This is a genomic window from Streptomyces sp. XH2 (assembly GCF_049725035.1).
Taxonomy (GTDB): domain Bacteria; phylum Actinomycetota; class Actinomycetes; order Streptomycetales; family Streptomycetaceae; genus Streptomyces; species Streptomyces roseoverticillatus.
In genome coordinates, this window is record NZ_JBMMMZ010000031.1 from 1 (window position 1) to 19,157 (window position 19,157).

General features: G+C 74.3%; 17 protein-coding genes and 1 pseudogene. 8 read left to right on the forward strand and 10 right to left on the reverse strand.

Features of this window, described 5'->3' with window-relative positions:
• Positions 1 to 712: 712 nt before the first annotated feature.
• Both ACOTKD_RS37755 and ACOTKD_RS37760 read right to left on the reverse strand, forming a co-directional pair.
• Positions 713 to 1,576, reverse strand: a pseudogene (locus tag ACOTKD_RS37755) (aspartate kinase); the annotation flags it as partial.
• Positions 1,577 to 1,594: 18 nt separating this feature from the next.
• Positions 1,595 to 3,004 (reverse strand): aspartate aminotransferase family protein, encoded by a 1,410-nt coding sequence (locus tag ACOTKD_RS37760; protein WP_424893540.1) that lies wholly within the window; start codon positions 3,002 to 3,004, stop codon positions 1,595 to 1,597.
• Between the two features lie 501 nt (positions 3,005 to 3,505).
• On the opposite strand from ACOTKD_RS37760, the gene ACOTKD_RS37765 reads away from it, so the two are divergent.
• Entirely contained in the window at positions 3,506 to 4,711 is a 1,206-nt protein-coding gene (locus ACOTKD_RS37765) for an SGNH/GDSL hydrolase family protein (protein ID WP_424893541.1), read from the forward strand.
• Positions 4,712 to 4,738: 27 nt separating this feature from the next.
• Here ACOTKD_RS37765 and ACOTKD_RS37770 read toward each other — a convergent pair whose 3' ends face one another.
• Positions 4,739 to 5,500, reverse strand: coding sequence for a MerR family transcriptional regulator (locus tag ACOTKD_RS37770; protein WP_424893542.1), 762 nt, complete (start codon positions 5,498 to 5,500; stop codon positions 4,739 to 4,741).
• Positions 5,501 to 5,646: 146 nt separating this feature from the next.
• Here ACOTKD_RS37770 and ACOTKD_RS37775 point away from each other — a divergent pair, with 146 nt between their 5' ends.
• The 3 genes from ACOTKD_RS37775 (at position 5,647) to ACOTKD_RS37785 (ending at position 7,967) form a co-directional block, all read left to right on the forward strand.
• Positions 5,647 to 6,198: a GNAT family N-acetyltransferase gene (locus ACOTKD_RS37775; protein ID WP_424893543.1), complete on the forward strand. Its 552-nt coding sequence runs from the start codon at positions 5,647 to 5,649 to the stop codon at positions 6,196 to 6,198.
• 81 nt (positions 6,199 to 6,279) lie between these two features.
• Positions 6,280 to 7,254 (forward strand): AraC family transcriptional regulator, encoded by a 975-nt coding sequence (locus ACOTKD_RS37780; protein WP_424893544.1) that lies wholly within the window; start codon positions 6,280 to 6,282, stop codon positions 7,252 to 7,254.
• Between the two features lie 38 nt (positions 7,255 to 7,292).
• Positions 7,293 to 7,967, forward strand: a complete 675-nt coding sequence (locus ACOTKD_RS37785; protein WP_424893545.1) for a dioxygenase — start codon at positions 7,293 to 7,295, stop codon at positions 7,965 to 7,967.
• Between the two features lie 63 nt (positions 7,968 to 8,030).
• Here the strand turns inward: ACOTKD_RS37785 and ACOTKD_RS37790 are convergent, their stop codons facing one another.
• Positions 8,031 to 9,752: an acyl-CoA dehydrogenase family protein gene (locus ACOTKD_RS37790; RefSeq protein ID WP_424893546.1), complete on the reverse strand. Its 1,722-nt coding sequence runs from the start codon at positions 9,750 to 9,752 to the stop codon at positions 8,031 to 8,033.
• Positions 9,753 to 9,800: 48 nt separating this feature from the next.
• Positions 9,801 to 10,358 carry a PadR family transcriptional regulator gene (locus tag ACOTKD_RS37795; protein WP_424893547.1) on the reverse strand — a complete coding sequence of 186 codons (558 nt, stop codon included), beginning with the start codon at positions 10,356 to 10,358 and terminating at the stop codon, positions 9,801 to 9,803.
• Between the two features lie 125 nt (positions 10,359 to 10,483).
• Between ACOTKD_RS37795 and ACOTKD_RS37800 the strand changes: the two genes are divergently transcribed.
• From ACOTKD_RS37800 to ACOTKD_RS37810, 3 genes are all read left to right on the forward strand, one after another.
• A complete protein-coding gene (locus tag ACOTKD_RS37800) occupies positions 10,484 to 12,013 on the forward strand; it encodes a hypothetical protein (RefSeq protein WP_424893548.1) in 1,530 nt (509 codons plus the stop codon).
• A gap of 97 nt (positions 12,014 to 12,110) precedes the next feature.
• Complete coding sequence (locus ACOTKD_RS37805; RefSeq protein ID WP_424893549.1) at positions 12,111 to 12,917, forward strand: hypothetical protein; 807 nt, start codon at positions 12,111 to 12,113, stop codon at positions 12,915 to 12,917.
• A gap of 42 nt (positions 12,918 to 12,959) precedes the next feature.
• Complete coding sequence (locus ACOTKD_RS37810) at positions 12,960 to 13,679, forward strand: alpha/beta fold hydrolase (RefSeq protein ID WP_424893550.1); 720 nt, start codon at positions 12,960 to 12,962, stop codon at positions 13,677 to 13,679.
• A gap of 31 nt (positions 13,680 to 13,710) precedes the next feature.
• On the opposite strand, the gene ACOTKD_RS37815 is transcribed toward ACOTKD_RS37810, so the two are convergent.
• The 5 genes from ACOTKD_RS37815 to ACOTKD_RS37835 are packed head-to-tail and all read right to left on the reverse strand — an operon-like array spanning position 13,711 to position 17,875.
• Positions 13,711 to 14,931: a beta-ketoacyl-[acyl-carrier-protein] synthase family protein gene (locus tag ACOTKD_RS37815; RefSeq protein WP_424893551.1), complete on the reverse strand. Its 1,221-nt coding sequence runs from the start codon at positions 14,929 to 14,931 to the stop codon at positions 13,711 to 13,713.
• A complete protein-coding gene (locus ACOTKD_RS37820; RefSeq protein WP_424893552.1) occupies positions 14,928 to 15,167 on the reverse strand; it encodes an acyl carrier protein in 240 nt (79 codons plus the stop codon). Before ACOTKD_RS37820 ends, ACOTKD_RS37815 begins: the two co-directional genes overlap by 4 nt.
• Positions 15,088 to 16,107: a lysophospholipid acyltransferase family protein gene (locus tag ACOTKD_RS37825; RefSeq protein WP_424893553.1), complete on the reverse strand. Its 1,020-nt coding sequence runs from the start codon at positions 16,105 to 16,107 to the stop codon at positions 15,088 to 15,090. The genes ACOTKD_RS37820 and ACOTKD_RS37825 overlap by 80 nt, the downstream gene beginning before the upstream one ends.
• Positions 16,104 to 16,871 (reverse strand): GNAT family N-acetyltransferase, encoded by a 768-nt coding sequence (locus ACOTKD_RS37830; RefSeq protein WP_424893554.1) that lies wholly within the window; start codon positions 16,869 to 16,871, stop codon positions 16,104 to 16,106. Before ACOTKD_RS37830 ends, ACOTKD_RS37825 begins: the two co-directional genes overlap by 4 nt.
• Positions 16,868 to 17,875 (reverse strand): fatty acid desaturase, encoded by a 1,008-nt coding sequence (locus ACOTKD_RS37835; RefSeq protein ID WP_424893555.1) that lies wholly within the window; start codon positions 17,873 to 17,875, stop codon positions 16,868 to 16,870. The genes ACOTKD_RS37830 and ACOTKD_RS37835 overlap by 4 nt, the downstream gene beginning before the upstream one ends.
• 192 nt (positions 17,876 to 18,067) lie before the next feature.
• Between ACOTKD_RS37835 and ACOTKD_RS37840 the strand changes: the two genes are divergently transcribed.
• Positions 18,068 to 19,054 (forward strand): oxidoreductase, encoded by a 987-nt coding sequence (locus ACOTKD_RS37840; RefSeq protein WP_424893556.1) that lies wholly within the window; start codon positions 18,068 to 18,070, stop codon positions 19,052 to 19,054.
• The last annotated feature ends 103 nt before the right edge of the window (positions 19,055 to 19,157 follow it).

A 19,157-nucleotide genomic window follows, 5' to 3' on the forward strand; every position in this document is an offset into this window, starting at 1 on the left:
GTCGACGGCGCCCAGCGACCCCGCAATTGTTAGCGGCACCCAAAACCCCTGACAAGCACTGTGACCTACTACCCCCGCTCATAGCCCCCGGAAATACACCCCCCATTCCCCACCATTCCGCCACCCCGCCCACTAACCCGCTTCGTAAGTGACCCACGCCTCATGGGCCGCCTCACACCGCAGACCGCACGGAATCACCGACAGGCACGAAGACGGCACCCGCGGTGTTCGCGCTTCCCGCGCGAGCTGGAGGCCACGCCGCCCACGGCAATGGCGCAGGGCAGCCCGCTCACGGTGGTCGTCCGCCACGGCGGTACGCCGTCGAAGCCGCGGCGGCAGCGGCACGTCCTCACTCGTGCAGCAGGCTCAGGTATCTCAACCGCGTCCCTGGAAGAAGATCGAAGCGGCGCGGAGCGCGCACGGGTGGCCGTCGCACCGGCGCTGACCGGCCTCGCGACGGGAGCCCGGAGGCGGCAGGGCGCGGCGGGCGTCAGCCCGCCGCCTCGCGCGGTGCGGCGATGCGCGCGGCCGCCGCGGCGCAGCCGGTCATGGCCGCCTGCTCGCCGGACGGGTTCCCGGAGCAGGCGCAGGGTGCCGGCTCCGGCGGCACGGCCGGCCCGGCGGCAGCGACCGCCGCGCCGGCCTCGGACAGCGCGTGGAAGATCGTCTCGGTGGAGCCGGGCCCGACCGGACCACCCGGGCCACCGAGGCCACCCGGAACCCCCGGAGCCCCAGGAGCCCCAGGAGCAGGGGACACCGGCGTCACGGCCGGCTTCGCCCGCTCACGGGCGGGGGCGGCACCCACGGCCTCCGCCCGGGTCACGATGCCCTCCGGCGCGTACGCCGCGTCCGACACCACCGTGCCGGGAAGACCGTGGTAGGACGACCGCACGTGGACGGTCACCCCGTACCGGCGGGCGTACTCCACACTGCGCAGCGCCAGCACCTCGGCGCCCTGGAGGGCCATGTCCAGCATGGTTTCGTACGTCACGTGGCGCAGCAGCCGCGCTCCGGGGAACACCTTGGGGTCGGCGGTGTAGACGCCGTCCACGTCCGTGCAGATCTCGCACACCTCGGCTCCGAGCGCCGCCGCCAGGGCGATCGCCGTGGTGTCGGATCCGCCGCGCCCGAGGGTGGTGACCTCCCCGGTCTCCCGGCTGAGCCCCTGGAACCCGGCGACCAGCACGATCTCTCCGCGGTCCAGCGCCGCCCGGACGCGCTGCGGCTCGACGGCGATGACCTGGGCCCGGCCGTGGGTCGCCGTCGTGATCACACCGGCCTGCGGGCCCGAGAAGGAGCACGCCCGCCCGCCGAGGGCGTGGATCGCCATCGCGGTGAGCGCGTTCGAGACCTGCTCGCCCGCCGCCAGCAGCATGTCCAGTTCGCGCGGGGACGGAGCGGGCGTCACCTCGCGTGCGAGGCGGAGGAGTTCGTCGGTGGTGTCGCCCATGGCGGACACCACGACGACGACGTCGTGGCCTTCTTCGTGCGTCGCCACGATGCGCTCCGCCACGTGCTTGATCCGCTCGGTACTCCGCACCGAGGAGCCGCCGTACTTCTGGACGATGAGGTTCATCGTGTGACTCCTCTCTGCCTAGGACGGGCGTCCGGTGCCGGCCGGGGCGTGGCGGGCGGGCACCCGGGGGCTGCACGCGGAGACGGCGTCCACGAGGATCGAGCAGGCCGTGTCCACCACGTCGGAGGTGACGTTGAGGGGCGGGAGGAGGCGTACGACGGCGTCGTCGCGCCCGCCCCGTTCGACGATGAGGCCGTGCCGCAGGGCGTGGGCCTGGACGGCGGACGCGATTCCGGTCGCGGGGCTGCCGTCGTCCGGGTCGGCCAGTTCGATGCCCCACATCAGGCCGCGGCCCCGCACGTCGCGGACCCACGGGTCCGCGGTCAGCTCCGCGAGCCGGCCCGCGAGCTGCTCGCCGCGCCGCCGGACGTTGCCGAGGACGTCGTCGCGCCGCACGATGCGGATCGCCTCCACTCCTGCGGCGAAGGCCAGTTGGTTCCCACGGAAGGTCCCGATGTGCGCGCCGGGCGACCAGACATCGAGCGCCGTGTCGTAGAGGATGAGGGCGACCGGCAGGCCGATGCCGCTGAGCGCCTTGGACGCCACGATGACGTCCGGTTCGATGCCGTACTGCTCGAAGGCGAACCACGTTCCGGTGCGCCCGCAGCCGGTCTGCACCTCGTCGGCGATGAGGGGGATGCCGAGGTCCCGGGTCAGGTCGCGCACGCGCCGTACGAAGTCGGTGCGGGCGGGGATGGTCCCGCCTTCGCCCTGCACGAGTTCGATGATCACGGCGGCGGGGAGGGGGATGCCTCCGTTGCTGTCGTTGAGCGCGTGTTCCAGGTAGGTGGCGCAGTTCGTGGCGCAGCTGTCCGGCGTCAGGCCGACGGGGCAGCGGCTGCAGTAGGAGTACGGGAAGAAGTGGACGCCGGGCATGCCGTTGCGCACGGGTTCCTTCGGGGACACCAGTCCGCTGAGGGCCATCGCGGCGTGCGTGCTGCCGTGGAAGGCGCCCTGGAAGGAGACGATGTCGCCGCGGCCCGTGGCTGTCTTGCAGAGTTTGACGGCGGCTTCGACGGCGTTCGCGCCGGTGGGCCCGCAGAAGTGCAGTTTCATGCGCTCGCGCAGCTCCGGTGCCAGCATGGACAGCTGGGCCTCGGTGAACTCGTCCTTGGCGGGGGTGGGGAAGTCCAGGCCGTGGGTGAGGAGGTCCAGTTGGCGGGCCACGACGCCGACGAGTTCGGGGTGGCTGTGGCCGAGCGAGAGCACGCCCGCTCCGGCGAGGAAGTCGATGAAGACGTTCCCGTCGACGTCCCGGACGAAGCTGCCGGCACCGTCCGCCAGCGCGATGGGCAGGTGGCGGGGATAGGTGCGGGCGGACGACTCCCGTTGCTCCTGGCGCGCGAGGAGTTCGGCCGAGCGGGGGCCGGGCAGGTCGCCGCGGACGTGCGGGCCCCTCGGGGTGCCGGGCTGCAGGGACGAGGTCATGGGGTGCCTCCACGGGGGTCTGCCGCCGGGCGGGAAGCGCCGAGGACGTCAGCGCCCACCGGACCGCCGTCGCACGCGCGTTCGAAAATCTGCACCGGGAGCCGCACGGGCGGAGGACCGCCGGCGGACGGCTGCGGCGAGCCGCCCGGAACGGAATCCGTCCGAGTGGGTTCGGCACGCGCCATGAACCCCGTCACGACGCCCCCTGCGGCGCACTGCGGCGAACGGGGCCGGTCAGGCCCGCCGCCGGCTGTGCGGCCGCCTTCCGCTTCCCATCGCTTCCTCCGGAAAGGAGATTTTTGCCGCTTCCCATCCTACGGAGTTCCCCGGGCTCGGACGCGCGGGCCCGGCGCGATGAGGCCGGACCGTAGCAATGGGCGCACCCTGTCGTGGCTCGCTACGCAACGTGATCACCGCGGTCCGCCGGGGGTGAGATGATCAGTCATCTCGCGCGGGCGAAATTCGTGTGCGCATCACTTACCGGGTTGACAGGCTGTGACCATGAATTCCCCGCTCAACGACACCCCCGGCCCGCAGGCTCGCGACGAGGCTCCCACGGACTGGATCACCACGCCCGTCGAAGCGCGCTTCCTGCGCGGCGCCCTCGACGTGGAGCGCACCGCGCTCGGCGTCCGGCCGCACCGGCTGCCGTCCTGGGTCCGCCGGCAGTTCCCCGATCCGACCCTGGCGATGATGGAGTCCCAGCCCTCCGGCGTGCGGCTCGCCTTCCGTACCCGGGCCACCGCCGTCGAGCTGGACGTGCTCCACACGAAGACGCTCTACAAGGGCATACCGCCGCTGCCCGGCGGCGCGTACGACTTGGTCGTCGACGGCAGGCCGGCCGGGCGGGCCGAGGCGAGCGGCGGCAACGTCGTCACCATCGACCTCGCCACCCAGGCCGCCGAGAACCGGCCGGGCCCGCCCGGCAGCGTACGGTTCGGCGGGCTGCCCGCCGGCGACAAGCACGTCGAGATCTGGCTGCCGAACAAGGAGACGGCCGAGCTGATCGCGCTGCGCACCGATGCCCCGGTCGAGGCCGCGCCGGACAGCGGCCGCAGGGTGTGGCTCCACCACGGCAGTTCGATCAGCCACGGCACCAACGCCGAGGGCCCGACCGGCACCTGGCCGGCGGTGGCCGCCGCCCTGGGCGGCGTGGAGCTGGTCAACCTGGGCTTCGGCGGCAACGCCCTGCTCGATCCGTTCATCGCGCGCACCATGCGCGACGTCCCCGCGGACCTGATCAGCGTCAAGCTCGGCATCAACCTGGTCAACCTCGACCTGATGCGCCTCCGCGCGTTCGCCCCCGCCGTGCACGGCTTCCTCGACACGATCCGCGACGGGCACCCCACGACGCCGCTGCTGGTCGTCTCCTCCGTCCTGTGCCCCATCCAGGAGGACACGCCGGGCCCCGGCGCACCGGACTTCGCCGGCGGGAAGCTCCGGTTCCGGGCGCTCGGCGATCCGTCGGACCCCTCGCGGCTGACGCTCCGCGTCATCCGGGACGAGCTCGCCCGCATCGTCGCGCAGCGCGTGGCCGCCGGCGACACGCACCTGCACTACCTGGACGGCCGCGAGCTGTACGGCGAGGCGGACTTCGCCGAGCTGCCGCTGCCCGACGAGATCCACCCGGACGCCGCCGGGCTGCGCCGCATCGGCGAGCGCTTCGCCGAGCGGGCGTTCGGCGACGGCGGCCCGTTCGCCGTCTGAGCGTGTCCGAAGGCCCTCCCGGGCCGTTCAGCTCAGCCGGGTCCTGACGTACGCCTCGATCGCGTCGCGCTGGTACGCGGCCAGGCCCGGCGCGATCGACTCGTACGCCGCGCGCCAGGGGGCGTTCTCCACGCAGGAGCGGCCGATCGCGCGGTACTCCTCTGCGGTGACCTCCCGGAGGCGGGCCAGGGCCCGGTACTGGGTGCCGACCTCGGCCTGCGCCGCTTCGCCGTCGGCGGGCGCGCCGGCGGCCAGGAGCTCGGCCAGCCGGATCATCTGCGCCGTGCGCTCGCGGTGCCCGGCCTCGATCTCGGCCTCGCTCATCGCCGCGGTGGCCCGCTCGACGGCCCCGGCCAGCTCCGGGAAGCCGCGCAAGCTCTTCATGTACTGATCGGGCCGGATGCCTTCGAACAGGTTCTCCGGCCGGTTGATGCCGATCACGGGACTGCCGTCCTTCCCGGACTGCTCCAGTTCGGTGATCGTGCGGAAGACGGTGCCGGCCAGGGCGTCCAGCCGGTCCCGCTCGGCGAGCAGCCGGCGGTGGTGGCCGCGCAGGGCCTCCAGTTCGTCGACCTGCGCGGCCAGGACCCGGCCGATCTCGGCCAGCCCCAGGCCCAGCTCCCGCAGCACGAGGATCTGCTGCAGCCGCAGGAGCTGCCGCTCCTCGTAGTAGCGGTGCCCGTTGGTGCCGATCCACGCCGGCGGCAGCACGCCGATCTCGTCGTAGTGCCGCAGCGTCCGGGCCGTCACGCCCGACATCCGGGCGACCTCGGCGATCGGCCAGGCCATCGCCGCCTCCTCACGAGTGCCTCACCGGGCCGGTCCCTCCGGCCCCGGTCACGACGGTAGAAGCTGCCGCAGCGGCAACTTCAAGCCCGGCCGCGGCCCGGGGAAATCCGATCGCTCCGCTCCTGCCGTCGCATTAGGTTGACGGGATGCCCGAACTGCGCACCGCACGCCTGCTGCTCCGGGAGTGGCGGGATTCCGACCTCGGCCCCTGGGCCGCCATGAACGCCGATCCCGAAGTCCGCCGGTACTTCCCGGACGTGCTCACGCCGGAGCGGAGCGCGGCGTCCGCCGCCCGCTTCCAGGAGGACCTCGGCCGGCGGGGCTGGGGGTGGTGGGCGGTGGAGGTCGCGGCCACCGGTGAGTTCATCGGGTTCGCCGGACTGGACCCGGTGGAGGAGCGCATGCCGTTCACGGGCGTGGAGGCCGGCTGGCGGCTGGCCCGCCCGGCCTGGGGGCACGGCTACGCCACCGAGGCCGCCCTGGCCGTCGTGGCCTTCGGCTTCGAGGGCCTCGGCCTGGCGGAGGTCCTGGCCGTCACGACGGCCACCAACCTCCGGTCGCGGGCGGTGATGCGCCGCATCGGCATGACCCACGACCCCGCCGACGACTTCGACGACCCGGACGTGCCCGAGGGGCCGCTGCGCAGGAACGTGGTCTACCGGCTCCGGCCCGGGCATCATCGGCCCGGCGAGGGGTAGGCCGGTAGGCCCCGGGAGGTGCCGGCCGGAGCCGGAGGAGACGCCTCCCGGTCCGTGCGCGAGAACGGAGGCCCCGCAGCCATGACCAGCCGCACGCTCGGCCGCACACCGCCCGCCGATCCCCTTCCCCTGCACCGCCTGCACGTCGCACCGCCGCAGGTGCCGCCGTTCGCCATGGGATCCTTCGACGCCTTCGGCCCCGACGCCCGGGCGGGCTATCCGCACCGGCACACCTTCTACGAGGTGGTCTACGTGACCGGTGGCGCGGGCGCGCACGTCATCGACCTCGTCCGCAGGCCCCTGGACCTCCACCTGCCCCACCTGTGCGTCATCCTGCCCGGGCAGGTGCACTACTGGGAGCGGGCTTCGGGCCTGCGCGGCGAGCTGCTGCTGTTCGGCGAGGACTTCCTGCTGGCCCGCCCCGGCGACCGCGAGCTGCTGCACGCGCTCGGCGAACGGCAGTGGCTGCGGCTCCCCGCCGCCCCTTCCGGAGGGGGCGGCGACGCGGCGGGCATCGGCTCCCTGGTCCGGGCGATGGGAGCGGAGTTCACGGCGAAGGCGGACGGCTACGCGTCCGTCCTGGAGGCGTACCTGCACATCCTGCTCGTCCGCGCGCTGCGCCTGCCCGGTGCGCGAAGACCGGACCCCGCCCTGGGGCGGGCGGCGGAGGTCGCGCGGGACTTCGGCCTGCTGCTCGCCGCGACCACGGGTGCCGAGCGGTCGGTCGGGGCGTACGCGGCGCGCCTCGGCGTCTCGGTCGGCTACCTCAACGAGGCCGTCAAGCAGGCGACCGGCCGCACGCCCGGCGAGCTGCTCCGCGCGGCCCGGACGCTGGAGGCGAAGCGCCTGCTGACCGGCTCGGACCTCGGCGTCGGCCAGGTCGCCCGGCGCGTGGGCTTCACCGACCCCGCGTACTTCTGCCGCTTCTTCCGCCGGGAGACCGGGGTCAGCCCCGGCGACTTCCGCCGCCGGGCGGCGACGGCGCGGCCGGCCGGCAACGGCAATCACCACGTTCACCGAACGGAGTCCATCGATCCGCGCCGCTCGCCTTCCTAGGTTCATCGGTGAACCACTCGACTCCGAGGAGGCGGACCATGACGGACGATCACGCCCGCACGGGCGGTCCGGAAGCTGCGGGCCGGCGCCCGTTCAGCCGCAAGACCCTGCTCAAGGCGGCGCTCGTCGCCCTGCCGCTGCCCGCGCTGATCGGTGGCGGCACGGCCCTCGCGCGGGACCACCGGCCCTCGGACGGCCCCCTGCCGCCGACCCCGTTCTGCGACGACGGGGACGACCCGACGCCGCCGCAGATCGAGGGCCCCTACTTCAAGCCGGCCTCCCCCGAGCGCGCCTCCCTGCTGGAGCCGGGGACGCGGGGCACCCGGCTCACGGTCGGCGGCTACGTCTTCGGGACCGGCTGCCGGCCCGTCGCGCACGCCCTGCTGGACTTCTGGCAGGCGGACGACTCGGGCGCGTACGACAACACCGGCTTCCGGCTGAGGGGGCACCAGTACACGGACGCACGAGGGGCGTTCAGGCTGACGACGATCGTGCCGGGGCTCTACCCGGGCCGCACCCGCCACCTCCACGTCAAGGTGCAGGCCCCCGGCGGCCCGCTCCTCACGACGCAGCTGTACTTCCCCGGCGAGCCCCGCAACACCACCGACCCGATCTTCGACGCGGCCCTGCTCATGAACGTCCGCCAGGCGGGCCCCGCCAAGGAGGCGACGTTCGACTTCGTCGTCGACCCCGGGGGCGGGCCGCACAAGTAGCGGCCGCCCGCGGGCCGGTGGGGCGCACGGTGGCGCGCCCCACCGGCCGCGCCACCGGGCGGGTTACGGCGCCATCTCGTACGCCCCGGACAACGCCTCGACGCGCTCCCACACGCGCGCCGAGCGGGCCTCGTCGACGACCGGGCGGCGGACCGCGCCGAGCGCCCAGCTCTGCTGTCCGGCGGTGGCGGAGTCCTTGCCGTGCAGCTCGACGGCGTGTGCGGAGAAGTCGCGGACGAGGACGGCGAACAGCTCGTCGAGGACGTCCTCGTCGAGACCGGTCAGGCGCGCCTGCTCCAGGATCAGCTGGCCGTGGACGACGAGCGCGAAGAGCTGCCCGACGGCGAGGAGGAGGTCGAGGTCGCGGCTCTGCTCCTCGTCCGGGGCGACGGTGGTGACGAACTCGCACAGGGCGTCCGCCTGCTCGCGGAAGCGGCCGACGTTGGCCACGTGGGCGTAGGCGTCGTAGGCGGCGCGCCAGTCGTGGAAGCGTATGGAGCCCAGGCCGCGTGCGGGCCCCTGCTGGAAGAGGAACGCGTCGTCCGCCGCGTCGAGGCGGGTCGGCACGGGGGCGTACTCGGCCGGGTTCAGCAGGTGGTTGCCCATGAACTTGAGGATCAGGGCGAGGTTGACGTGGACCGTGCCCTCCAGCTTCGGCAGGCCCCGGATCTCGGTGGCGGCCTGGGCGAAGTACGTGTCCTTCTCGAAGCCCTTGGCGGCGATGACGTCCCACATGAGGTCGATGACCTTCTCGCCCTCCGTGGTCACCTTCATCTTCGTCATGGGGTTGAAGAGGAGGTAGCGGCGGTCGTCGGGGCCGGCGGAGCGGAAGTAGTCGACGGCGCGGTCGCTGAACAGCTTCATGCCGACCAGGCGGACGTAGGCGTCGGTCAGCTCGCGGCGCACGTGCGGGAAGGCGGTGACGGGGCGGCCGTAGAGGATCCGGTTGTGCGCGTGGGTGACGGCCTCGTACATCGCGTGCTCGCAGATGCCGATCGCGCCGGTGCAGAGGTTGAACTTGCCCACGTTGACGGTGTTGAGGGCGGCGTCGAAGGCGGCGCGGCCGGTGTGCAGGATGTCCTCGGGGCCTACGGGATAGTTCTCCAGGCGGAACTCGCTGACGTACTTCGACGAGTCGACGACGTTCTTCACCAGGTGGTACGCGGTGTGGCGGCTGTCGGCGGCGAAGAAGACGTAGCCGTCGGGGCCCTCGACGTCGGTGCGGCGGCCGAAGACGGAGACGAGGCCCGCGGCGTTGCCGTTGCCGATGTAGTACTTGGAGCCGGTGGCGCGGAAGCCGCCGTTGCCGTCGGGCTCCAGCAGCATGTCGGTGGAGTAGATGTCCGCGCCGTGGGCCTTCTCGGAGAGGCCGAAGGCGAACACCTCGCCCTCGGAGAGGAGTTCCGCCGCGCGGGCACGGGCCGTGGCGTTGTCGCTCTGCCAGACGGGGCCGAGGCCGAGGATCGTGACCTGCCACGCGTACCAGTAGTCGAGCCCGTAGAAGCCGAAGATCTCGTTGAGGGCGGCGATGCGGGCGGTGTCCCAGCGCTTGTCCTGCTGCCCGCCGGCGGCTGCCGCGGGGGTCAGGAACGTCGCGAACAGGCCCTCCTTGGCGGAGAAGGCGAGGAAGTCCGCCAGCCAGGCGCGGGAGCGGTAGTCCTCGATCAGCTTGCGCTTGCCGCGCTGCTCGAACCAGTCGACGGTGGCGCGCAGCAGCCTGCGGGTCTCGGGGTCGAAGTGCGCGGGGTCGTAGGTGCGCGGGTTGAAGAGCAGCTGGTCGGCCATGGAGGTTCGCCTTTCCGGCGTGGAGAGTCGGAGGGTGTGGTCTGCGGGTCAGTGCCCGGCGCGGAGCCGGTGGAGCGTGGCGAGGACGTCGTCGAGCCAGGCGAGCGTCATCCGCTCGTACGCGATGCCGCCGCGCAGGACGACGTGCTGGAGTTCCTGCCCGGCGTCGGGCGGTCCGGGGGCCCCGGGTCCGGTGAAGTCGCGCAGTTCCCCGGCGAGGTAGTGCGCGAGCCGGTCGGAGTGCGCCCGGTGGTGCCGTTCGACCTCGCGGATCAGTGCGGCGGGGTCGTCGAACGCCGCCCCGCGGATCTTCACGGCGAGGTCGTGCCGGACGCTCTCCGGTGCGATCGGCTCGTGGAGCCACCGCGAGAGGCCGGCCCGGCCGGGGGCGGCGACGGAGTACTCCTTCTTGTCCGGCCGGCCCTGCTGCGGCACCTCGCGGACGTCGAGGAGGCCGTCGGCCTCCATGCGCTTGAGGACGCGGTAGATCTGCTGGTGGGTGGCGGTCCAGAAGTACCCGATGGACCGCTCGAAGCGCCGGGCCAGCTCGTAGCCGGAGCCCGGCTTCTCCAGCAGGGAGACGAGGATCGCGTGCTCGAGCGCCATGGCACGGATCCTTCTATGCAACTCGTTTCATAGACAAGAGGCACCGCGCGGGTGAGACGCGGCTCACGGCGGGGGCGGCGGGGGCGGCGGGGGCCGGCCGGAACCCCGGGTTCCTTGTGTGCGTCGTGAAGATCGTGACAGGCATAGACATCGCGACAGGCATAGACACCGACACGCTCGACGAACTCTCCCGGACCTGGAACGGCATCCGGAAGAACCACCGGGACTACCGCAACAGTGAGTACGACCGGACGGTCCTCGACTGCGCGGCCCGGCTCGCCGCCGACCCCGGCGGCGGGACGGCGTACGTCTGGACGCTCGGGCTGGCGATGACGGCCTCCTACACCGCCCGGCTGCCGGGCGACGGGGTCCGGCAGGGCGTCCTCGCAGCGCTCAAGGCCGCCGACGGCGCGCTGCGCGACCGGCCCTGCGACCACGGCTCGCACCCGTACCGGGAACACCTCGACGAGTACGACGCCTACCTCGCCGGCCGGCTCCGGAAGCTCGCCGGCGAGACGGCCGAGCGGGTCGAGGGGCGGCCGCGGGACGAGTGGCTCTGCCCGCGCAATACGGCCGGTTTCGCCCGGATCGCCCTGGACATCATCGACCCGGGATCGGTCACCGACGTCCCGCCCCGCATCCCGGCCGACGACCGCGAGGCCGTCGCCACGCTGTCGGCGCTGCTCCACGGCTACCCGAAGCCGTGGACCGACATCGACGAGGAGATCTCCTCCCAGGCCGAGGCCCTCCATGACGCGGAGCCGGCGGACCGGGCCGGACGCCTCCAGGTCGTCAGGGCCGTGTCCTGGTACGCGGTCTCCGGCATGGTGCGCACGAAGTCGGTCCTCGACGACCTGGTCGAGGCGGTGGAGCAGGCCCTGCCGCACTTCGAGGACGCGTCCTGCAGCCACGAGCGGCACCCGTCCCTGCCCGGCAGCGGCCCCGACGCCGCCGAGCTCGGCCTCATGCTGAGCAGCCCCGGCGGGCGGGGCGTCTACGAGCGGATCCGCACCGAGGAGGGCTGGGGCGCGCCGCTGGAGAAGGTCGTCTGCCCCGTCCTCATGGAAGAGGTCGCCGAGGACGTCCTGGACCGGCTGCGCGAGCGGCGCGACGAGCTCTTCGGGCACCGCGACACCTCCCACGCCGACGCCGAATACCTGCGCGCGGACGGGCGGCTGGAGATCGAGAAGATCGCGGAGCGGATCGAGTACTCCAGCCTGAACGAGCAGTACGCCGACGACCTCGGCCTGTGGGCGGCGCGGCGATACGAGCGGGCCGGCGAACGGGAACGGGCCGTGCTCCTGCTCACCGTCTACCAGACCATGAAGATCTCGTACCCGAGCCCGCCGCTCCCCGTCGTCCGGGGCGTCCTCGCGACGCTGCGCGCCGTGGCCGCCGCGCCCCGGCCGGACGCGTGCGCGCACGACGACGAGCACCCGACGCTGCGCTACGCGCAGTTCCGCCGGGGCATGCCGCACTTCTACGCCCCGGAGGAGTTCCCGCCGGACGAGGAGCGCCGCAGCGCGGAGGCGTGGACGTGCCCGCGGTTCGCCGCGGCGGTCGCCGAGGAGTGCGCCGAGGGCCTGGCCGGTCTCTACGAGGACGACGAGGAGCAGGGCGCGCAACACGGCCGATCCGGACCCGATGGGGCGTGAACCGGCCACCCCGGACCGACCGTGCTCCCCGCCGGCGGAGGGCCGGGATCCTTGAAGGGTCCCGGTCACCGGGTCGGCCGAACGAACGGGGAACCGCATGGGCTGGTGGGGGAAATCGGCGGACGACGGAGCTGCGGGGCGGATCCTGGAGGCCATCACCGGCCTGAAGGGCGAGACCGGCAAGTCGCTCCGTGACGGGTTCCTCGAACTGCGCCGCCAGAACGGCGAGCTGCGGGAGGAACTGCGCGAACTGCGGCGCACCGTGCAGGACGTGCACAAGGACGTCGCGGAGCACCGCCGGGAGACGGAAGCGCTGCGGCAGGAGCTGCGGGCGGAGGCCGCCGCACGCCGGGAAGCGGCCGAAACCCTTGTCAAGGCCGGCGCCGGGGCCGAGGCCGGGACCGAGCCCCGGGCCGGGGCCGGGACCGAGGCCGTGCCCGTTGACGACCGTCCGGATCGCGGTCCGGCCCCGGAGGCCGGAACGGACGAGGACACGCATGGGAAGCGGCTGGAGAAGGCCGCGGGGGTCAGCGCCGCGGAGCTGATCTGTCACCGCGACACGTGGGCGTTCATCGTGGAGCAGGCCGCCCGCAACGCCCACTTCAGGGTTCCGGGCGAGGTGTCCGCCGGGAAGGACGGCGCGACGAGCGTCGTCGTGTCGGGGCGCAGCCTGATGGCGATCCTCACCGCCCTGAACGCCGTGCGGCAGCAGGGCCATGCCGCCGATCCCGGCGACTGCGCGCTGGCCAGGAAGTTCTACGACCGCATCGTGACCGTCGTGGACACGGTCGGCCCGGCCGGCCAACGCCCGCAGGCTGCCGGACACGGCGGCGCGGAAGCGCCCCAGCGGGCGGTGATCGTGATCGACGACCGTCCGGGGCGGCAGACGAGCGGCTCCGGGTGATCGGCGCGAGGATGGTCCTCCCGGGTTCGTGAGGAGATCCGCGTGTCGACGTACGTACTCGTTCCCGGCGCCGACGGCCGCGCCTGGTACTGGCACCTGGTCGTACCGGAACTGCGCCGCCGGGGCCATGACGTGGTGGCCGTCGACCTGCCCGGGGACGCCTCCGCGGGCCTCGCCGAGCACGCGGACGCCGTCGTCCGGGCGATCGGCGCCGGGCCCGAAGCCCGTGCGGGGCTCGTCCTCGTGGCGCAGTCGCTGGCCGGATTCATCGCTCCGCTCGTCTGCGTGCGTGTCCCCGTCGAGCAGTTGATCCTGGTCAACGCCATGGTGCCGGCCCCCGGCGAGAGCGCGGGCGACTGGTGGGCCGCCACCGGCCAGGCCGAGGCCCGCGCGGCGTTCGCCGCGCAGCAGAGCCGGGACCCGGAGGCGCCCTTCGACCTGCTGACGGACTTCTTCCACGACGTGCCGGAGGACGTGACGGCGGAAGCCCTGGCCCGGGGCGAGTCCGGTCCGCCGGAGGCCCTGTTCACCCAGCCGTGGCCGCTGCAGGAGTGGCCGGACGTCCCCACCCGCTTCCTGCAGGGCCGCGAGGACCGGTTCTTCCCCCTCGCGTTCCAGCGCCGCGTCGTCGGCGAACGGCTGGGCGTCCCCGTCGAGGACATGCCCGGCGGCCACCTCGTCGCCCTGAGCCGCCCGGTGGAGCTGACCGGACTGCTCTGCCGGGAAGCGCCTCGTCCGCGGTCTCCCGCCCGTCGGGCGTGAACGCGGCGCCCGCACGCGGATGTCGCGGACATCAGGCCGCGCTGAAGGCCAGGACCGCGTTCTGGCCGCCGAAGCCGAAGGAGTTGCTGACCACCGTGGTCAGCCGGGCCCGGCGCGGGGCCTTGCGGACGATGTCGAGGGGGAGGCCGGGGTCGGGGTTGTCGAGGTTCGCGGTGGGCGGGATCAGCTGGTGCTGGAGGGTCAGGACGGCGCACGCCGCCTCGATGCCGCCCGAGCCGCCCGCGGCGTGGCCGAGGACGCTCTTCGGGGCGGTGACGGGTGGCGGGGTGCGGAAGACGCGGGCGAGGGCGCGGTATTCGGCGAGGTCGTTGATCCTCGTGGCGGTGCCGTGGGCGTTGACGTGGTCGACGTCGCCGGGTGCGAGGCCCGCGTCGGCCAGGGCCGTGTGCAGGGCGTCCGCCGCGCCGCGCCCGTCCGGGTGGGGGGCGACGGTGTGGTGGGCGTCGCAGGAGGCGCCGTAGCCGCGCAGCAGGGCCCGGGGCCGGGCGCCGCGGGCCCGGGCGTGGGCGGGGCGTTCGAGGACGAGGACCCCGGCCCCTTCGCCGAGGACGAAGCCGTCGCGGTCGGCGTCGAACGGCCGCGAGGCGCCCTCGGGATCGTGGCCGCGGGCCGACAGGGCGCGCATCTGGTGGAAGCCGACGGCGGTGCTGCGGGCCCGCAGGGATTCGCTGCCTCCGGCGAGGGCGATGTCGCAGCTGCCCGACCGCACCAGGTCGCGGGCCACGCCGATGGCCGTGGCGCCGGAGGCGCAGGCGGTGGAGACGGCCAGGTTGGGGCCGCGGGTGCCGAGGTCGAGGCCGACCTCGCCCGCGGCCATGTTGGGGATGCTGCGCATGATCGCCATGGGTGAGACGCGGTCCGGGCGGCCGGCGGCCATCCACGCGAACTCCCGGTCGTAGTGCTCCATGCACGCGCTGCTCGCCCCGATCACCACGGCGACCCGCAGCGGGTCCCAGGCGGCGGGGTCGAGGCCGGCGTCGGCGACCGCCTCGCGGGCCGCGGCCAGGGCCATGGCGCTGAACCGGTCCAGCCGGGCGGCCAGCCGCCGCCCCAGCGCGCCGGCCGCGTCGAAGTCGCTCCCGCAGGAGAAGTCGACCGGCAGTCCGGCCAGCCGGGGATCCCGTGCGGCACGGCTCCGGCCGGCCAGCAGGCCGTCCCAGGTGGCGGCCACTCCGACGCCGGCAGCCGTGACGAGCCCCAGGCCGGTGACGGCGACGTCGCCCTCGCTCATCGTCCGGCCGTCGGCGCGGACAGCAGGTCCGCCGCCTCGGCGAGGGTCAGACCGCCCAGGCCCTCCAGCGGGAGCGCGGCTTCGGCGTGTTCGTCGAGGGCCACGGCCAGTTCGACCAGGGCCATGGAGTCCAGGGCCAGCTCCGCGAACGTGCGCTCAGGGGCCAGTCGTCCGGGATCGATGCCGATCCGGGTGACGAGGGCTTCGGTCAGGGTCTCGTACGTGCTGCTGCTCATCGTCGTCCTTCGCCATCGGTTCGTTCGCGCCGGGTTCGTTCTCACGGGGATCGCGTGCGCACCGGGTGCACGCCGCGTGCGGTGCGGGGCAGTGCCGCGTCGAGCAGCGGAGGGCCACGGGGTGGTGGGTGTCGACCCTGCGCTGGGCCAGCGCGGCGAGGCTCCGGCGGTCGGGCGCCGCGCCGGGGGGAATGAGGGGCAGGACGGTGACGTCGACGGCCAGGCCGCGGATCGCGGCGGTGTTGCGCAAGGACTCCGCGGCCGTCATGGAACCCACGTAGGAGGCGGTGGTGGTGAGCGTGCCGGCGACGTGGTAACGGAGGGCGACGGGGCGGACGGCCGCTCCGGCGTCGAGGGCGGCCTGGAACGCGGCCGGGCGGTAGCGGCCTCCGGCGGCACCGCACCAGGTGGTGCCCTCGGCGAACACGGCGACGGCGTCGCCGCGGCGCAGCGCCGCGGTGATGCGCGCGACGCTGTCCGGCAGCGTGGACAGCCGGTCCCGGTCGACGTAGAGGCTGCGGCCGACGGCCGCGACCCAGCCGATGACGGGCCACCGGCGCAGGTCGGCCCTGCTCACCAGGCGTACGGGCAGGGCGGCGGGCAGCACGGAGACGTCGAGCCACGACGTGTGGTTGCTGACGACCAGCGGGGCCACGGGGCTCGCGGGGGCGTGCGCTTCGCGGACCGTCACGGTCCAGCGGACGCCGACCGACCGCAGGATGCCGCGCATGTACCAGCGGTACGCGGCGTCCGAGACCCGGTGTCCGGCGAGCCGCGTCAGGGCCACCAGGGGGACGTGGGCGAGCAGCAGCAGGAACGCGGCGATCCGCACCGTGCGGCGGAGGCGTCCCACGGTCGGCGGTCCGGGGTGCAGGCAGCCGCGCCCGCAGGACGAGACGGGCCGCCAGGGCGCGACGGCCGCGGGGCCCGGTGCCGTCATCCGCTCATCCTTCGCAGCAGGCGGAGGTAGCCGGGATGCACACGGTCCAGGGACAGGAGGACGAACAGGTCGGCGGCGTCGAAGGCCGCGTCGTAGGCCGGTGGTCCGCACACCCAGGCACCCATTCGCAGATAGCCCTGGAGCAGCGGGGACAGGGCGCCGCCGGGCTCCTCCGGCACGGCGTCGGCCCGCCAGGGGACGAGGGGGCTCACCCGGTGCGGGAGGGGCGCGTAGTGCCGTTCGCGGGTGGTGCGCCAGGCGAGGGCGGCGCGGCTGCCGCCGTCGTCGAGGGGGACGGAGGCGCAGCCGCACAGCCAGCGCAGCTGATGCTGCGTCAGGTAGGTGAGGATGCCGGACCACAGGGCGAGCATCACGGTGCCGTTGCGGTGGCGGGGGTGGACGCAGGCGCGCCCCGCCTCCACGAGGCCGTCGCGCAGGGGCGCGAGGGCGCTGAGGTCGAACTCCCCGTCGGCGTAGAGCTTCCGGGCGGCGCGTGCCGCTCGCGGGGGCAGCAGGCGGTAGGTGCCGGCGAGCTCTCCGGTGGCGGTCGCGTGGACGACGAGGTGGTCGCAGAACGCGTCGAAGGCGTCCTCGTCGCGGCCGTCGACCGCGTGGACGGCGCCGTCGCCGAACTCCTCGCCGAAGACGGCGTGCCGGAGCCTCTGGGCGGCGTGCACGCCCGTCTCGTCCGCGGCGAGGGTGACCTCGTAGCCGTGCGGGGACGCGGGGTCTCCCGTACGGGCCAGCACGCGTGTTCCGTTCATCGGGGGCCGCCCGTCCGCCGGCTCATCGGCCCCGCCCTGACCGGGCCCCGCAGCTGACGTGCCACGGCCGGCATCCAGCCGAGGTCGTAGCGGCCGCCTTCCCGGGCGAAGCGGACGCGCAGCGCGGACCACGGCAGCCCGGGGTGACGGTGGTGCACGCCGTGCAGGTTGAAGCCGAGGGCGAAGGCTTCCAGCGGGCGCGGCAGCCGCAGGTTCATCGCCTGGAGCGGGGCGTCCAGCGGGGTGGCGTAGTGGTAGGCGTTGTCCGACAGCGACACCACGAGCGCCCGTCCGGCCAGGGCGGCGCCCAGCATCCAGGCGTGCCCGCCGTAGGCCGCGAAGGCGGCTGCGTGGAGGGCGACGACGGCCGCCGCGTCGGTGCGGAGCTGCCGCAGGGCCCGCGGGCGCGCGAGGCGGCCGAGCAGCAGACCGGCCACGGTGTCCGGCGCCTCGGCCGAACGGGCGAGGCGCCGGAGCACGGTAGCGGGCAGTGGGGCGAGGAGTACCGAGGCGGACTCCATGAGATGGAGGCCGCCCAGCAGCCGTGCGTAGTAGCCCGGTGCGGTCCTGGCCCAGGTGGTCGTCCGGGCGTCGTAGACCTCGGTGCGCTCGCGGGGCGTGCGGCTGTAGCGGTGGTGGAGCAGGTGCCCGGTCTTCAGCACGACGAAGGGCGCGCCGTGGAACACCGCCAGGGCGCGGCCGCAGCGGTCGTTCCACGGCCGGCCGGCGAGCAGGGTGCCGTGGATGCCCTCGTGGACCAGCGACCACAGGGGCGTCGCGGTGAGGGCCAGGGGCACCAGTGCCCAGCCCCACGCGGGATCGGCGGGCAGCAGCCACAGGGGAAGGACGAACAGCTGGCAGAGGCCGACGGCGAGGGCGAGGCAGACGAGGCGGACGGACGTGGCCGTACGGGGGCGGCCGGCGCCGGCCGCGCGAGGGCCGGGCCCGCCGTGGTCGGTACCGCCGTGATCGGGAGCGTTGCGGTCGGTGGCGGAGACGGTCACAACGGCTCCTTCCGTCGCCGGGACAAGGTGCAAGATGCCCAGGGCGCGCGGCGGGATACGCCTCATCCGCAGAGTTCATCTGAAGGTGTGGAGTCCGCCCCCTGGCCACCCCGCTTTGGTCATCCCCGGGAGTGGCTCTGCTCTCAGCAGACTCGTGTGCGTGGATGCCGCGTTCGGTGCTTGGGTGTCGGGATGGAGATCCTGATTCTGGGCGGGACGGCATGGCTGGGCCGCGAGGTGTCGCGGCAGGCCGTCGGGCGCGGCCACCGGGTGACGTGCCTCGCCCGCGGCGAGAGCGGAGAGGTGGCGGAAGGAGCGGCCCTGGTGGCCGCCGACCGGCGCGGCGCGTCGGCCTACGAGCCGCTGCTCGGCCGGGAGTGGGACGCGGTCGTGGAGGTCTCGTGGCAGCCCGGCTTCGTCCGCGGGGCGCTCGGCGCCCTGGGCGGCAGGGCCGGGCACTGGACGTACGTCTCGTCCGTCAGCGCCTACGCCTCCCACGCCGCGGCGGGCGCGGACGAGTCCGCGGCGCTCCTGGCCCCCACCGGCCTGAGCGACGCGGGCCGCGAGCTGTACGGGGAGGCGAAGGTCGCCTGCGAGCAGGCGTCGGCGGCCGCGGTGGGCGACCGCCTCTCCATCGTGCGGGCCGGCCTGATCGGCGGCCCCGGCGATCACAGCGGCCGCTCCGGCTACTGGGTCGCCCGCGCGGCGCGGGATCCGCACGGGCCCATGCTGGTCCCGGCGACGCCGGACCTGCCGACACAGGTGGTCGACGTGAGGGACCTCGCGTCCTGGCTGCTCGACGCCGCGGAGGCCGGCACCACCGGCACCTACGACGCCGTCGGCCCGGTCGTGCCCTTCGGGGACTGGGTCGGGCTGTCCCGCACCGTCGGCGGGCACACGGGCCCGGTGACCGGCGCCGACCCCGCCTGGCTGATCGCGCAGGGCGTGGCCCAGTACATGGGGCCGGAGTCACTGCCGATGTGGCTGGCCGAACCCGGCTGGGAGGGCTGGTCGGCCCGGAGCGGCGCCGCGGCCCGTGCCGCCGGGCTGCGCCACCGCCCCCGGGCGGACCTGCTCGCCGACACCCTGCGGTGGGAGCGCGAGCAGGGCCTGGACCGGGCGCGGCGGGCGGGGCTGAGCGCCCGGCGGGAGAAGGAGCTGCTCACCGCCCTCGGCTGAGACCCGGCGGGCGGAACGGCGAAGGGCGGTGGGGCCCCCGGGGTGCGGGGGGCCCCCCCCCCCACGGGGGCGGTCCGGGGGGGGTCGGGGGTACGGTCCCGGG

Bases quoted from the DNA above. Each gene is read 5' to 3' on its own strand.
- ACOTKD_RS37760 (WP_424893540.1), bottom strand. From the start codon at position 3,004: ATGACCTCGTCCCTGCAGCCCGGCACCCCGAGGGGCCCGCACGTCCGC.
- ACOTKD_RS37765 (WP_424893541.1), top strand. From the start codon at position 3,506: ATGAATTCCCCGCTCAACGACACCCCCGGCCCGCAGGCTCGCGACGAG.
- ACOTKD_RS37770 (WP_424893542.1), bottom strand. From the start codon at position 5,500: ATGGCCTGGCCGATCGCCGAGGTCGCCCGGATGTCGGGCGTGACGGCC.
- ACOTKD_RS37775 (WP_424893543.1), top strand. From the start codon at position 5,647: ATGCCCGAACTGCGCACCGCACGCCTGCTGCTCCGGGAGTGGCGGGAT.
- ACOTKD_RS37780 (WP_424893544.1), top strand. From the start codon at position 6,280: ATGACCAGCCGCACGCTCGGCCGCACACCGCCCGCCGATCCCCTTCCC.
- ACOTKD_RS37785 (WP_424893545.1), top strand. From the start codon at position 7,293: ATGACGGACGATCACGCCCGCACGGGCGGTCCGGAAGCTGCGGGCCGG.
- ACOTKD_RS37790 (WP_424893546.1), bottom strand. From the start codon at position 9,752: ATGGCCGACCAGCTGCTCTTCAACCCGCGCACCTACGACCCCGCGCAC.
- ACOTKD_RS37795 (WP_424893547.1), bottom strand. From the start codon at position 10,358: ATGGCGCTCGAGCACGCGATCCTCGTCTCCCTGCTGGAGAAGCCGGGC.
- ACOTKD_RS37805 (WP_424893549.1), top strand. From the start codon at position 12,111: ATGGGCTGGTGGGGGAAATCGGCGGACGACGGAGCTGCGGGGCGGATC.
- ACOTKD_RS37815 (WP_424893551.1), bottom strand. From the start codon at position 14,931: ATGAGCGAGGGCGACGTCGCCGTCACCGGCCTGGGGCTCGTCACGGCT.
- ACOTKD_RS37820 (WP_424893552.1), bottom strand. From the start codon at position 15,167: ATGAGCAGCAGCACGTACGAGACCCTGACCGAAGCCCTCGTCACCCGG.
- ACOTKD_RS37825 (WP_424893553.1), bottom strand. From the start codon at position 16,107: ATGACGGCACCGGGCCCCGCGGCCGTCGCGCCCTGGCGGCCCGTCTCG.
- ACOTKD_RS37830 (WP_424893554.1), bottom strand. From the start codon at position 16,871: ATGAACGGAACACGCGTGCTGGCCCGTACGGGAGACCCCGCGTCCCCG.
- ACOTKD_RS37840 (WP_424893556.1), top strand. From the start codon at position 18,068: ATGGAGATCCTGATTCTGGGCGGGACGGCATGGCTGGGCCGCGAGGTG.